This window comes from Pseudomonas pudica (assembly GCF_015680405.1).
Taxonomy (GTDB): Bacteria; Pseudomonadota; Gammaproteobacteria; order Pseudomonadales; family Pseudomonadaceae; genus Aquipseudomonas; species Aquipseudomonas pudica.
This window is the reverse complement of record NZ_JADLJS010000036.1, coordinates 18,777-32,401: the sequence shown is the minus strand read 5'-3', so window position 1 is coordinate 32,401 and position 13,625 is coordinate 18,777. Positions and strand designations below refer to the sequence as shown.

Here is a 13,625-nt window from a genome sequence, read left to right as displayed (position 1 = left end):
TCGCGGGCTTGCCCTCTCCCACAGGGCCGCCACAGCCTTGTGCTGCTAATGGGCTGCAAGGCAGCCCCGGCGATTTCACATCAGCGCTTGCCGAGAATCTTCCCAAGCAACTCCGGCCGCGGCGCGCCTTGCTGGCTCTGCAGGTTGCCCTGGTCATCCTGATAGAAGATCGCCGGGGTCGCCTGCAAGCCCATTTCTTCCATCAGCGCCATGTTCGCCGCCAGCTTTTGCTGCACCGCCTCCGGTACCTGCTCCAGTGCTTTCAACTTGCTGGCCTTGCCCGCTTTTTCATGCTCGTGCAGTGCCTTGGCCGGGTCTTTCGCCGCCAGCAGCGCCGCCGACTTGCCCGGGCTGTCCTCGCGGATGATGCCGACCATGATATGGCGCAACTGCACCTTGCCCGACTCGACCCACGGCCGCGCCTGCTCCCAGAACATGTTGCAGTACGGGCAGTTGGGGTCGCTGAACAGGTACACCTTGCGCGGCGCATCGTCCTTGCCGTCGGCGATCCAGGAGGTTTTTTCCATCTTCGCCCATATTTCCTTGCTCATCGGCGCATACACCAGCTTTTTCAGCGGCTCGGCACTGAGGTCGTTGCCCTGTTCGTCGAACAGGCTGCCTACCAGTACATGCTTGCCGTCAGGGGTGAGGTACAGGGCCAGGCCGTTATTCTGGTACTCGGCGGCATACCCGCGCAGGCCGTTGGGGGCGTCGAAGCTGCCTTTGATCACGGCGCCCTTGGCTTGCAGTTGCGCAATCGCCTTGGGCAGCTCTTCGGCTTGCAGGGTGGGGGCAGCCAGCAGGGCCAGGGACAGGGGCAGCAGTGCAGTCAGTCGCATGTCAGTTTCCTTGTGCGGCAGGGGCGGGCGCGGTGGCCCGGTCGAAAGGCTCCAGGGCGTGGCGCAGGCTGGCCCGGGAAAGCTCGCCCAGATGGCTGCCGACCAGGCGCCCGTCGGCGTCGTAGAACAAAGTGGTGGGCAGGGCCATGGAGCCGACGCGCTGGGCCAGCAGACCGGTGCCATCGAACAGCACGTGGGTCAGGCTCAAGCCGGTGGTGGCGAGAAAGGTGCTGACGTTTTCCGGGGTCTCGCCCTGGTTGACGAACAGGAAGGTCACGTGCGGGTAAGCGCTTTGCGCCTGTTGCAGCACCGGCATTTCGCGTCGGCAGGGTGGGCACCAGGTGGCCCAGATGTTGATGACCAGCGGTTTGCCGCGGTAGCTGTGCAACGCTACGGATTGGCCGTTGGCCTTGCGCAGGCTCAGCTCGGGCAGTTCGGTGCCCTTGCTGTACAGGTGGCCACCGAGGCTGGCCAGGCCCCAGAACAGCGCGCCGCTGAACAGCGCCCAGCCCAGCGGGCGGCGCAGGCCCGGATGGCGCCAGCCCTGCCACAGGGCGCCGAGCACGATGCCGGCGAGGCCCGACCAGAACAGGAAGCCGCCATCCCGGATATCGATGATCTGCAGCGGGTCGTCCTGGTACATCGGCCAGTAGGCCAGCACGAAGCCGGCGCGTGCGCACAGCAAGCCGATCAGGAACAGGTTGAACAGTGCCGATTCCGGGCTCTCGCCGCCACGCCGGGCGACCCACCAGCCGACCATGCTGGCGATCACCAGGGCAGTGAGCATCAGCAGGTGGTTGAGGGCCATGGTCAGTGGCCCGAGGGTTACGGTCAGCATCAGCCTTGGCTCCTGGTCTGGGTCCAGTGTTGCAGGAAGGCGGCTGCATCTACCTCACCGGTGATGCGCCGCGCGCGGCGTTCGTCGCCTTCCGGGCCGACCCAGATGATGCTGGGCGGGCCGGGTACCTGGTAGCGCTGGAGCAGGGCCTGGCTGGCCGGGGTGTCGGCGGTAACGTCCAGGCGCAGCAGGTGCACACCGGCCAGGCCGGCCTGCACGTCGCTGCGGGCGAACACCTGTTTTTCCATGACCTTGCACGACACGCACCAGTCGGCATAGTAGTCGAGCATCACCCACTGGCCACGGGCCTTGGCCGCATCCAGTTCGCGTTGCAGGTCTTCGGGGCGGCTGACGGTGACGAAGGCGTCCTCGGTGTGCTGGCCGCTGGCCTGCGTGGCGCCGCCACCGGCGAACGGGCGCAGTGGCTGCCAGAGGTCGTCGCCACCGGCCGCCGCTCCCACCAGCAGCAGGCCGCCCCACAGGGCACCCAGCAGCGGCAAGGCTCGCAGTGCCGGCAACCGCTGCAGGGCCGGCCAGGCAGCCCAGGCCAGGGCGATCAGCAAGGCGCCGCTCAGGGCCAGCAGCAATGCTGCGGGCAGCAGGCTGCGCAAGGTGTATAGCGCCATGCCCAGGAACACGAAACCGAACACGCCCTTGACCCGGTTCATCCAGGCGCCCGGGCGGGGCAGGTAGCGGTTGCCGAGGGTAACCAGCAACAGCAGCGGCACGCCCATGCCCAGGCCGAGGCTGAACAGCACCAGCGCCCCTTGCAGCACATCGCCGCTCTGGGCGATGTACAGCAGCGCGCCGGCCAACGGTGCGGTCATGCATGGGCCCATCAGCAGGCCGGACAGCGCGCCAAGTAGCGCCGCGCCATACAGGTTGCCGCCACGGGTACCTTGCCCGGCGCGGTCGAGGCGGTCACGCACGGCGGCGGGCAGTTGCAGTTCGAAGGCGCCGAACATCGGCAGGGCCAGCAGCACGAACAGCCCCGCCAGGCTGCCCAGCAGCCAGGGTTGTTGCAGCCAGGCCTGCAGGCTGGCACCCAGCAGCGCGGCGACCACCCCCAGGGCGGCATACACCAGGGCCATGCTCAGTACATAGACCCCGGCCAGGATCCAGCCGCGCCTGGCGCTGGCGCCATTGCCCAGTACCAGCCCGGCGAGGATCGGCAGCATCGGCAGGGAGCAGGGGGTAAAGGCCAGCAACAGGCCCAGGCCGAAGAACGCCAGCAGGCTCCAGGCCAGGTGGCCTTGTTGCAGGTCGCTGGCCAGGGCTTGGTCACTGGCTTGTTCGGCCGCCGGGGCCACACTGCCGCCCAGGTCGATCAGCGTGGTTTGCGGCGGGTAGCACAGGCCCGCATCGGCACAGCCCTGCCAGCCCAGGCGCAACTGACCCTGGGCACTGGCCGGGAGCAGCAGTTCGAGCTGGTCGCGGTACACCGCGCTGTCGCCGAAGAACTCGTCGTGATGGTTGAGGGCGGCTGGCAGTTGCGGGTGCTGCTCGGCAGGCAGGCCGTCGAACTTCAGGCGCTTCTGATACAGGTAGTAGCCAGGCTGGATCTGGAAGAACAGGCGCATTTGGCCGTCGGCCTGGCGGTCGTGGGTAAGCACGAAGGCTTGGCTGACCGGCAGGAAGTCCGGTTTGACATCGAACGGGTTGGCCTGCAATGAGCCGGCCAGCAGCAGAGTCAGTAAGAGCAGGAGGACGCGCATGTCTTCGCCTTGGCAGTACGTTGAAAGGGGTCATGCTGGCTTGGGTCGATTAACCCAAGGTTAACTCTGGTTTTTGGTCAGGGGGCGCTCAGGGCTTGGAGGTGTATGCCGTGGGATTGTTTGCGCCTGGGAGATCCCAAGACAACCACCTACCAGCCCCAGAGCAAATTCCCCCCCAGATCCCAGACATGTCGCGACATATTGTCGACTTGACTTTGCCTGCGCCAACACAATTGCTGTAAAGTTGACGTACGGGTCAGCTTTTCGGGCTGGTACCAGAATCAAAAAAAGGGCAGATCCCCAGCTGCCCAGAGGATCAAGCATGTCCAACCGTGATATTTCCCGGCGCGCCTTCTTGCAAGGCGGCCTGATCGCTGGTGTCGGCGTGACCATGGCGCCGCTCGGCAGCCAAGCGTTCGCCGCGCTGATGGAAGAACGCGTCACCACCTCGCCGCAGAAGTGGATGAACCATGATGGCAAGGCGCGTTTCCGTAACGACGCCCTGTCCAAGGTCTGTGGCGACAAGGTGTTCGCCCGCGACATCCGTGCCAAGGACATGCCTGGCTGGCCCGCGCAGCAGGGCCATGCGCTGCTGCTCAAGGCGACCAAGGCCGACCGTATCTATGCCGGTCATGACCTAAGCCTGCTTGGCGCCGACCTGCAGCCGGACCGCATCGTCACCGCTGCCGACCTGGAAAAGGACGGCATCGCCTGGCCCGAGGCCCACTCGCCCGACCCGCTGCTGCCGCCCGGCAAGGTGCCGATGTTCATCGGCCACCCGGTGGCGATCCTGATCTGGCACGACTTCGAGCGTTTCCGCCAGGCCAAGCGCAAGCTGCAGTTCAACGACCAGGCGATCCGCTATGGCGCCCAGGCGCCGCTGTACCAGCGCGACCCTTACGGGAGCTTCCGCTTCGTGCGTGTGGGCGGTGCCACGCCGTTCGACGACGATGAATTCTCCAGCCTGAAGAACTCCATGCTGTTCCCCACCATCCTCAACCGCAAGCCGGTGTGGTCGAAGCAGCCCAACCAGCATGGCGACCTGACCGAGCAGGGCCTTTTCCATGCCAGGCGCATGGCCGAGCAGCTGGACAATCCGCCCGAGGATTGGCTGGTGTTCGACGAGCGCTACAAGACGCCGTCCATCGAGCCGGCCGCACTGGAACCGGACAACGGCAACGGCTGCTACGACCCGGCCAGCGGCACGCTGCACTTCGTGGTCGCGACCCAGTGTCCGTTCGAAGTGGCGCAGGAATGCGTGCACATGATCAAGCCGTCGCGCTTCGCCCTGAACACCCTGAACATGCACCCGGGCTATACCGTGGGCTACGGCTCGAAAGACAACAACATCTTCGTCTTCTACGCCGCCGTGGCCGCGCTGTATGGCGCTGGTGTGCCGATCCGCCTGGCCAACGACCGCTACGAGCAGTTCCAGAGTGGCATCAAGCGCCACGCATTCGATATCCGCTACCAGTTGGCGGTGGACAAGAAGGACAACAGCTTCAAGATCTTCCGCGCCGACATGACTTGCGACGGCGGCGGGCGTATCAACTACAGCCCCTCGGTGGCGGCGGTCGGCGCCACGGCGGCGCAGTCGATCTACTACATGCCGCAGAACGACCTGTCGGTCACTGCCTATCACTCCCGTGGCGTCGAGGCCGGCTCCATGCGCGGCTACGGCACCCTGCAGACCATGGCCGCCACCGAAATGATGGTGGATGAGATCGCCGGGCGCCTGGGCGTCGATGCCATCGACCTGCGCCGCGCCAACGCGCTGAAGTCGGGCATGAAGAACACCCAGGGCGCGGTCCCGGCCGGCGCCCTGCGCCTTTACGAGATTCTCGACAAGGCCGCCGTGCACGACTGGTGGCGCAACCGCGACGCGCGCAAGCAGCAGATGGATGCCAAGGACCCGGACCACTGGTATGGCGTGGGCTTTGCCATCTGCCAGAAAGACTTCGGCACCGGCTCCGAAGCACCCATGGCCAGCATCGAGTTCAGCCGCGACGGGCGAATCAGCCTGCGCCACATCGGCACCGAGCTGGGGACTGGCATGTCCACCTCCCAAGCCCTGGTGGTCAGCGATTTCCTCGGCCGCTCGGCCGACGAGGTCAAGACCGCGGTCACCGAATGGCCGGAGCTGCAGCTGACCACCAGCGGCAACCCGTACCTGATCAGCCAGCCCGAGCAGGACGCCGCGCTGCGCAACCCGCGTTGGGTCGGCAAGCTCGCTTCGCCGTCGTCGGCGACCAACTCGGCCTTCTACTTCAGCCATGCCACCCGCGAAGCGGCGCGCGTGCTGTTCAACCACGGTCTGTGGCCGGCGGCCATGGCCATCTGGAGCCAGGGCCCGTACGGCGGCCAGGCCAACCCGCTGGTGGTGCGCCGCGAGAATGCGGTATGGGTCAACGGCGAGCTGACCGGCAACGGCCTGTCACCGATCCCGTTCGCCCAGCTGGCCCAGAAGGCCCACGACATGGGGCTGGTAACCGGCGTCAGCGTGCACGGTTTCAACCGCTGGAGCTGGGCCGAAGCCGACTTCGTCATCGACGGCGTGCGCGAACGCTTCCCGCTCGACGCGGTGGCAGTGAAGTACGGCGATGGCGCGGTGAATGCCAAGAAGGCGCAGATGAGCAGCCACGGCTACCACCTGCTCGACCGGCAGAACGCCGCCTACCCCGACACCCAGCTGAACAACGCCATGGTCACCTACTACAGCCCGGTGGCGACCATTGTCGAAGTCAAGGTGAACAAGGGCACTCACGAAGTGCAGGTACTCAACCACCACAGCTGGGTCGAGTGCGGCCGGGTGCTGGTGCCGGAACTGGTCAAGGGCCAGCTCGAGGGCGGTATCGCCATGGGCATCGGCCATGCCTTGACCGAAGAAATGCCGTTGTACGAGGGCGGGCCAGGGGAGGGCGACTGGAACTTCAACCGCTACCGCCTGCCGCATGCACGCGACGTGGCGGTGTGGCAGCAGACCAGCGAAATCCTCCCGCCGCTGTCACCGACCGACCCGTCCAAGGGTATTGCCGAGGTGGTGATGATCCCGGTCGTCGGTGCCATCGGCAATGCCGTCGCGCATGCCATCGGCAAGCGCGTTCGCGATCTCCCCATCACCCCAGCCCGTATCAAGGAGGCCCTCAATGGCTAACCGTCCACTGCAACTGACCCTCAACGGTCAACCGGTCGGCCCGGTCGAGGTCCCTGACGACCTGGCGATGATCGACTACCTGCACGAACACCAGAACCTCACCGGCTCGCGCCTGGGCTGCGGCCAGGGCATCTGCCACGCCTGCGTGGTGATCGTCGACAACCCCGACGGCACCTGCGAGGAGGTGCGTACCTGCATTACCGGCGCGCATTACTTCGAGGGCAAGAAGGTCCGCACCATCGAGGGCCATGCCAAACAGGACGAGGCCGGCAACCTCACGCTGAACCCGATCCAGCAGAAGTTCGTCGACCTGTTCGCCTTCCAGTGCAGCTACTGCGCGCCGGGCTTCGTCAATGCCGCCACGGTGCTGGTGGAAACCGCCCAGCGCCAGCCGCTGAAGAAGAGCGAGGTGGAAGACCGCATCGAGGCGAGCCTGGGCCACCACATCTGCCGTTGCACCGGCTACGTGCGTTACTACGACGCCACCCGCACGGTGCTCAACGACCTCGGCCTGGTCAAGGAGGGTTGAGCATGGGTCTTGTTCGTAGCGCACTGGCGCTGGCTCTCGGCCTTGCCTTTACCTCGCTTGCCCAGGCGGCCGACCAGGCGCAGGTCAAGCGCGGTGAATACCTGGCCCGTGCGGCCGACTGCATGGCCTGCCACACCGCCGAAGGCGGCGCGCCGTACGCCGGCGGCCTGCCGATCCATTCGCCGTTCGGCACCATTTACGGCAGCAACATCACCCCGGACAAGCAGTACGGCATCGGCAACTACAGCGCCGACGAATTCTTCGCCGCGGTAACCGAGGGCAAGCGCAAGGACGGTGCCAACCTCTACCCGGCGATGCCGTACACCTCGTACCACCTGATCAAGCGTGAAGATTCGGACGCGATCCTCGCTTACCTGATGACCGTGCCGCCAATCAACCGCCCGGCACCGCAGACTGCGTTGCGTTTTCCTTTCAACGTGCGCCAGGGACTTAGCGGCTGGAACATGCTCTACGGCAAGAGCGTGCAGTTGCAACCGACCGAAGGCAAAAGCACGGCCTGGCAGCGTGGGCAGTACATGGTCGAAGTCATGGGCCATTGCGGCGAGTGCCATACCCCGCGCAACCCGATCGGTGCGTTGCAGCAGGACCAGCGTCTGAGCGGTGGCCTGCTGGGGGGCTACCTGGCCCCGAGCCTGCTGGCCCAGGACCTGGCCGATCGCGGCTGGACCCAGCCGGACCTGACCACCTTCCTCAAGCACGGCATCAGCGCCCAGGGCAGCATGTTCAACGAAATGTTCCCGGTGGTGCACCACAGCACCCAACATCTGGAAGATGCCGATCTGGCGGCCATGGCCACCTACCTGCTGGGCGACCAGCCACCGCCGGCCAAGGCCATCCAGGCGGTGGCGCTGGAGCAGATGAGCGACAGCGCCAGGCGTGGCCGCCAGCAGTACCTGAATGTCTGCGCCGGCTGCCATGGAGTGGACGGCGAGGGCAAGCCGCACATCGCCGTGGCCATGCGCGGCAACACGGTGCTGCGCCAGGCCGACTCGCGCAACCTGGTCAAGGTGATCCTCGAAGGCATCCGTGAACAGCAGTTCACCGGCTTCGAGCGCATGCAGCCGATGCCGGGCTTTGCAGACAAGCTCGATGACCAGCAGGTGACGGATATGGTCAACTACCTGCGGCAGGCCTGGGGTGGATTGCCCGGTGACCTGAGCGTACAGCAGCTCGCAGAGCTGAAGGCGGAGTAAAGGGTGCAGCATCTCGATCTACAGGTGGTCCGCCAGGCGTTGCAGTGGTCGTGCGGTGGCCAGCGGGTGTGGTTGTGCACGGTGCTTGCCACCTATGGCTCGGCGCCCCGTGCGCCGGGCTCGCTGCTGGCGGTGAACGCCAGCGGGCAGTGGCTGGGTTCACTGTCCGGTGGCTGCGTCGAAGACGACTTTCTCGAGCGCGTGGGCCGGGGGGAGTTTCCCGAGCCAGTGGCCATCGTGCGTTATGGCGATGGCAGTGACTCACGTTCGAGCATCCGCCTGCCCTGTGGCGGCGTGCTGGAGGTGCTGGTGGAGAACCTGCCGGCCGAATGCGAGGTGCAGGCGCACCTGCGTGAGCTGGAAAGCGCATTGCAGGGCCAGCGCCGCGTGCTGCGTGAAGTGAGCCTGCCCGAGGGCAGGCGCCTGCTTGCCGATGACCACAGCCAGGGGCCGCGTGTGGAGCGTGAAAGTGCCCGTGTACGCTTGCGAGTGGGGGCCGCCCAGCGTCTGCTGCTGGCCGGGTACTCCAGCGTCGCGCATTTCTGTGCCGAGTTCGGCAAGGGCATGGGCTTCGAAGTCATCCTCTGCGAGCCGCGTGACGAAGTGCTCGACGGCGTGCGGCTGGATGGCATCGAGGTGCGCCGCGAGCTGCCATCGGAGTTCATCGCCCATGGTGGTTGCCATGCCGACACTGCGGTGGTGGCGCTGACCCACGACCCGAAGATCGATGACCTGGCGATGCTCGAAGCGGTGCGCACCGAGGCGTTCTATATCGGTGTGATGGGCTCCCGGGCGACCTCCGACAAGCGCCGTGAACGCCTGCGGCGGATCGGTGGCCTGGGCGAGGTCGAACTGAGTCGCATCCACGCCCCGATCGGCCTCAACCTGGGCAGCAAGACCCCGGCCGAGATCGCTTTGGCGGTGCTGGCCGACATCCTGCGGGTGCGCAACGGCATCGAGCGGGGGGCGCTGTGAGCGTGGTTGCGCTGGTATTGGCGGCAGGCCGCGGCATGCGTTTTGGTTCAGACAAGCGCCGGGCGACCTTGGCTGATGGTCGCAGCCTGCTGGTACATAGCGTGGAACGGGCCCAAGCGGTGTTCGATGATGTGCGGGTGGTGTTGCGCGCGGGCGAATGGAGCGAGGATTTTGCCTTGCCTGCCGATTGCCCGATTGTCGCCAGCCCGGATGCGGCGTCGGGGATGGGGCATAGCCTGGCTGCCGGGGCCAGGTCGTTGGGTAACAGCCAGGCGCAGGCGGTGGCGATCTTGCTGGGTGATATGCCTTGGATCGAATCGGCAACCTTGCGTCGGTTGGCCGAGGCGGCCAGTGCCTCGACCATCGTGTTGCCGCACCATGCGGGGCAGCAGGGGCACCCGGTGATTTTCGGGCGCGACTTCTGGCCGGCGCTGGGGCAGCTTGCCGGGGATGAAGGAGCTCGGTCGGTGGTGCAAGCGCATCGGGATCGTTGCGTGGTGGTTGAAGTGGAGGATGCTGGGGTGTTGCTGGATGTAGATACGCCGCAGGGATTGATTTAGGCACTGGTGTTCGCCACAACATCTTCAGCGCCTGTCAGATCGAGCGCCGCGCGGGCGGCGCTCGATTTCGCAGGCGCTGCAAGGTGAACAACCCTCCACCCCACAAAAGGTCCATAATCCCCACTTAATCTGCCCAAGGTGCAATGCCAGCCACACCATTCCGGGAGCCCCACCATGCACGTTCTGCTCTGCGAGGACGACGACCTGATCGCCGCCGGCATTTGCGCCGGCCTTACCGCCCAGGGCCTGACCGTGGACCGTGTGAGCAACGCCGCCGATGCACGGGCGATGCTGCAGGCCGCGCAGTTCGACGTGATGATCCTCGACCTTGGCCTGCCAGACGAAGACGGACTGAAGCTGTTGCGTCGCCTGCGCGAGAAAGGCGAGACGCTGCCAGTGCTGGTGCTCACCGCCCGTGATGCGGTCACCGACCGGGTCGATGGCCTGCAGGCCGGTGCCGACGATTACCTGCTCAAGCCGTTCGACCTGCGCGAGCTGGCTGCTCGCCTGCACACCCTGCTGCGGCGGGTGGCCGGGCGGGCGGTGAATGTGATCGAACATGGCCCGCTGCGCTATGACCCGAGCAGCTGCGAGGCAACCCTGGCCGGCCAGCCGGTCGACCTGTCCCGGCGTGAACAGGCGTTGCTCCAGGCGTTGCTGCAGAACCCCGGGCGGGTGCTGTCCAGCGAGCAGCTCAAAGATTGCGTGTACGGCTTCAGCGACGAAGTCGAAAGCAATGCCCTGAACGTGCATATTCACCACCTGCGGCGCAAGCTGGGCAACGGCATCGTCGAGACCGTGCGCGGCCTGGGCTACCGGCTGGGCCCGGCGCAAGCGCCGGAGGAGGCGGCGTCATGAGCCTGCGGGTACGCCTGAGCCTGATCCTGGGCAGCGCCTTCGTGATCATCTGGGCGCTGGCCGCCGCGTGGATGCTGCGCGACCTGCGCCAGCAGATGATGTTTTCCCTCGACCAGCGGCTGGTGGCTTCGGCACGCATGGTCGCCGGGCTGATCGACCAGCTGCCGCAGCCGCTGACCGCCAAGGGCGGGGAAGCGCACTTTTCCGCCGACCAGTTCAGCGTGCCGGACGGCATGGCCTGCCAGGTCAGCTCGCTGCGTGGCGAGATTCTCGCCAGCAACCACAAGCACGATGGCGTCATGGACGATGAACGCAGCGGTTTCCGTGACCAGACCATCGACGACGCACTGTGGCGCACCTTCACCTACAACCATGGCGATGTGCGTATCACCACCGCTGACCGGCACATGGAGCGCGAGGCGCTGAACCAGTCGATCCTGCTGGCGGCCTCGGCGCCGGTGCTGATGGCCCTCCTTGGCAGCCTGGGGTTGTTGTGGATCGGCCTGGGCAAGGGGCTGGAGCCTCTCAACCGCATGCGCGATGCCCTGCGCCGCCGGCGCGCGGACAGCGTCGAGCCGCTGCAGGTGGCGGGCATGCCCAGCGAACTGCAACCGTTGCTGGAAACCCAGAACCAGCTGTTCCTGCGTATTGCCCAGACCATCGAGCGTGAGCGGCGCCTGACTGACGATGCCGCGCATGAACTGCGCAGTCCGCTGACGGCGATCAAGACCCACTTGCAGGTAGCGCGGATGACCGATGGCACCGTGCGCGAGCAGGCGCTGGAACATGCAGAGCAGGGGGCCGACCGCATGCATCGCACACTGGAGCAGTTGTTGATGCTGGCGCGGGTGGAAGGCAGCCTGTCGTTCGAGGATGGCGTGCAGTGCAGCGCCGAGCAGGTGGCCCGGCAGGCAGTGCAGGATGCCGGCGGCGGTGACAACCGGCGCATCGTGCTGCGCTTGCCTGAAGCAGCTACGCAGGTCTACCTGGGCATGCCGGCCCCCTTGGCGGTTGCGGCGCTGCGCAACCTGCTGGACAACGCCTTGCGCCATGGCGGCGACGAGGCGGTGGAGCTTGAGGTGCAGATGGCTGACGGCCAGGTGGGCTTCATGGTGCGGGACCATGGGCCGGGGATTGCCGAGGCGGACCTGGAGCACCTGACCGAGCGCTTCTGGCGTAACGGGCAGAGTGGTGGATGCGGGTTGGGGCTGGCGATCGTGCAGGCGATCGTGCAGCGTTGTGCCGGTAGCCTGAAGTTCGACAGTCGCAGTGATGGGTTGCGGGTGTTGTTGCAAGTGCCGGCGCGCTCGGCCAGCTGATCTTCACTGTCTGTGCCGGCCCTTTCGCGGGCTTGCCCGCTCCCACAGGTACTGCACAGGGTCTGAGATGCATGCGATCCCTGTGGGAGCGGGCAAGCCCGCGAAAGTGCCGGCACAGGCAGAGTAAAATAGAGTAACAACCGCTAAATCCTCCCCGCACTCAAGCGTTTTCCAAGCGACGAACACCCGCACTTTCGCTTGCTTGCGAGGATTCACCCATGTCCACCGCTTCCTGCCTTGCCCAGGTCCCGCCGGCCAGCGCGCCGCGTGCCTTGTACGAGTTCACCGATTCACCCTTGCTGCAACGCCAGCAACAACAGGAGTCCAACGCCCGCAGCTACCCGCGGCGCATCCCGCTGGCACTCAAGCGCGCCCGTGGCATCCATGTGGAGGATGTTGAAGGGCGCCAGTTCATCGACTGCCTGGCCGGCGCCGGCACCCTGGCGCTGGGCCACAACCACCCGGTGGTGGTCGAGGCGATCCAGCGGGTACTGGCCGATGAGCTGCCGTTGCACACCCTGGACCTGACCACGCCAGTCAAGGACCGCTTCGTCCAGGACCTGTTCGGCGTGCTGCCCGAGGCGTTGCGCCGTGAAGCCAAGGTCCAGTTCTGCGGCCCGACAGGCACCGATGCGGTGGAAGCAGCGCTGAAACTTGTACGCACCGCCACCGGCCGCAGCACCGTGCTGGCCTTCCATGGCGCCTACCATGGCATGAGCCAGGGTGCGCTGAGCCTGATGGGCAGCCATGGGCCGAAGCAGCCGCTGGGGGCCTTGCTCGGCAACGGTGTGCAGTTCATGCCGTACCCCTACGACTACCGTTGCCCGTTCGGCTTGGGCGGTGAAGCCGGGGTCAGGGCCAACCTGCATTACCTGGAAGCCCTGCTGCTCGACCCGGAAAGCGGCGTGCCGCTGCCGGCGGCGGTGATCCTCGAGGTGGTGCAGGGCGAGGGCGGCGTGATCCCGGCCGATATCGAGTGGCTCAAGGGGGTACGCCGTATCACCGAGCAGGCCGGCGTGGCGTTGATCGTCGATGAGATCCAGAGCGGGTTCGCCCGCACCGGGCGAATGTTCGCCTTCGAACATGCCGGCATCGTCCCGGACGTGGTCACCCTGTCCAAGGCCATTGGCGGCAGCCTGCCGCTGGCAGTGGTGGTGTACCGCGACTGGCTGGACACCTGGAAACCGGGCGCCCACGCCGGCACTTTCCGTGGTAACCAGATGGCCATGGCGGCGGGCTCGGCGGTGATCGACTACCTGGTCGAGCATCGCCTGGCCGAGCATGCCGAGGCCATGGGGCAGTGCCTGCGCCAACATCTGCAGCAGTTGCAGCGGGATTACCCGCAGTTGGGTGATGTTCGCGGGCGTGGGCTGATGCTCGGGGTGGAGCTGGTGGACCCGCAAGGCCAGCGGGATGCGCTCGGTCATCCGGCGGCCAACCGAGAGTTGGCGGCGAAGGTGCAGCGCGAGTGCCTCAAGCGCGGGCTGATTCTGGAACTCGGTGGGCGGCATGGGGCGGTGGTGCGCTTCCTGCCGCCGTTGATCATCAGTGGCGAGCAGATCGATGAGGTCGCGCAGCGCTTTGCCGAGGCGTTGATCGCGGCGGTCTGATCGATTGCCGAGGC

11 protein-coding genes are annotated in these 13,625 nt (G+C 66.2%); 8 read left to right on the top strand and 3 right to left on the bottom strand.

The genetic code is table 11. The annotated features are described in order from the left end of the window. Positions 1 to 80: 80 nt before the first annotated feature. The 3 genes from dsbG to dsbD are packed head-to-tail and all read right to left on the bottom strand — an operon-like array spanning position 81 to position 3,392. On the bottom strand, positions 81 to 839 hold the full coding sequence (gene dsbG, locus IRZ77_RS20720) for a thiol:disulfide interchange protein DsbG (protein ID WP_046615068.1): 759 nt from the start codon (positions 837 to 839) through the stop codon (positions 81 to 83). 1 nt (position 840) lies between these two features. Further along, positions 841 to 1,677: a TlpA disulfide reductase family protein gene (locus tag IRZ77_RS20715; RefSeq protein WP_025340001.1), complete on the bottom strand. Its 837-nt coding sequence runs from the start codon at positions 1,675 to 1,677 to the stop codon at positions 841 to 843. After that, positions 1,677 to 3,392: a protein-disulfide reductase DsbD gene (gene dsbD / locus IRZ77_RS20710; protein WP_196174321.1), complete on the bottom strand. Its 1,716-nt coding sequence runs from the start codon at positions 3,390 to 3,392 to the stop codon at positions 1,677 to 1,679. The genes IRZ77_RS20715 and dsbD overlap by 1 nt, the downstream gene beginning before the upstream one ends. A 322-nt stretch (positions 3,393 to 3,714) precedes the next feature. Between dsbD and IRZ77_RS20705 the strand changes: the two genes are divergently transcribed. The 8 genes from IRZ77_RS20705 to IRZ77_RS20670 all read left to right on the top strand — a co-directional run bounded on the left by IRZ77_RS20705 (position 3,715) and on the right by IRZ77_RS20670 (position 13,611). Further along, complete coding sequence (locus tag IRZ77_RS20705) at positions 3,715 to 6,546, top strand: xanthine dehydrogenase family protein molybdopterin-binding subunit (RefSeq protein ID WP_196174318.1); 2,832 nt, start codon at positions 3,715 to 3,717, stop codon at positions 6,544 to 6,546. Continuing rightward, positions 6,539 to 7,075 (top strand): (2Fe-2S)-binding protein, encoded by a 537-nt coding sequence (locus tag IRZ77_RS20700; RefSeq protein WP_046615071.1) that lies wholly within the window; start codon positions 6,539 to 6,541, stop codon positions 7,073 to 7,075. Before IRZ77_RS20705 ends, IRZ77_RS20700 begins: the two co-directional genes overlap by 8 nt. Positions 7,076 to 7,077: 2 nt before the next feature. Then, positions 7,078 to 8,289, top strand: coding sequence for a cytochrome c (locus tag IRZ77_RS20695; protein WP_046615072.1), 1,212 nt, complete (start codon positions 7,078 to 7,080; stop codon positions 8,287 to 8,289). Between the two features lie 3 nt (positions 8,290 to 8,292). Beyond that, a complete protein-coding gene (locus IRZ77_RS20690) occupies positions 8,293 to 9,264 on the top strand; it encodes an XdhC family protein (protein WP_046615073.1) in 972 nt (323 codons plus the stop codon). Then, positions 9,261 to 9,824, top strand: coding sequence for a nucleotidyltransferase family protein (locus IRZ77_RS20685; protein WP_046615074.1), 564 nt, complete (start codon positions 9,261 to 9,263; stop codon positions 9,822 to 9,824). Before IRZ77_RS20690 ends, IRZ77_RS20685 begins: the two co-directional genes overlap by 4 nt. A gap of 174 nt (positions 9,825 to 9,998) precedes the next feature. Next, entirely contained in the window at positions 9,999 to 10,682 is a 684-nt protein-coding gene (locus tag IRZ77_RS20680; protein WP_046615075.1) for a response regulator, read from the top strand. Continuing rightward, positions 10,679 to 12,001, top strand: coding sequence for an ATP-binding protein (locus IRZ77_RS20675; RefSeq protein ID WP_046615076.1), 1,323 nt, complete (start codon positions 10,679 to 10,681; stop codon positions 11,999 to 12,001). The genes IRZ77_RS20680 and IRZ77_RS20675 overlap by 4 nt, the downstream gene beginning before the upstream one ends. A gap of 218 nt (positions 12,002 to 12,219) precedes the next feature. After that, a complete protein-coding gene (locus IRZ77_RS20670; RefSeq protein WP_135002645.1) occupies positions 12,220 to 13,611 on the top strand; it encodes an aspartate aminotransferase family protein in 1,392 nt (463 codons plus the stop codon). Positions 13,612 to 13,625 lie beyond the last annotated feature (14 nt).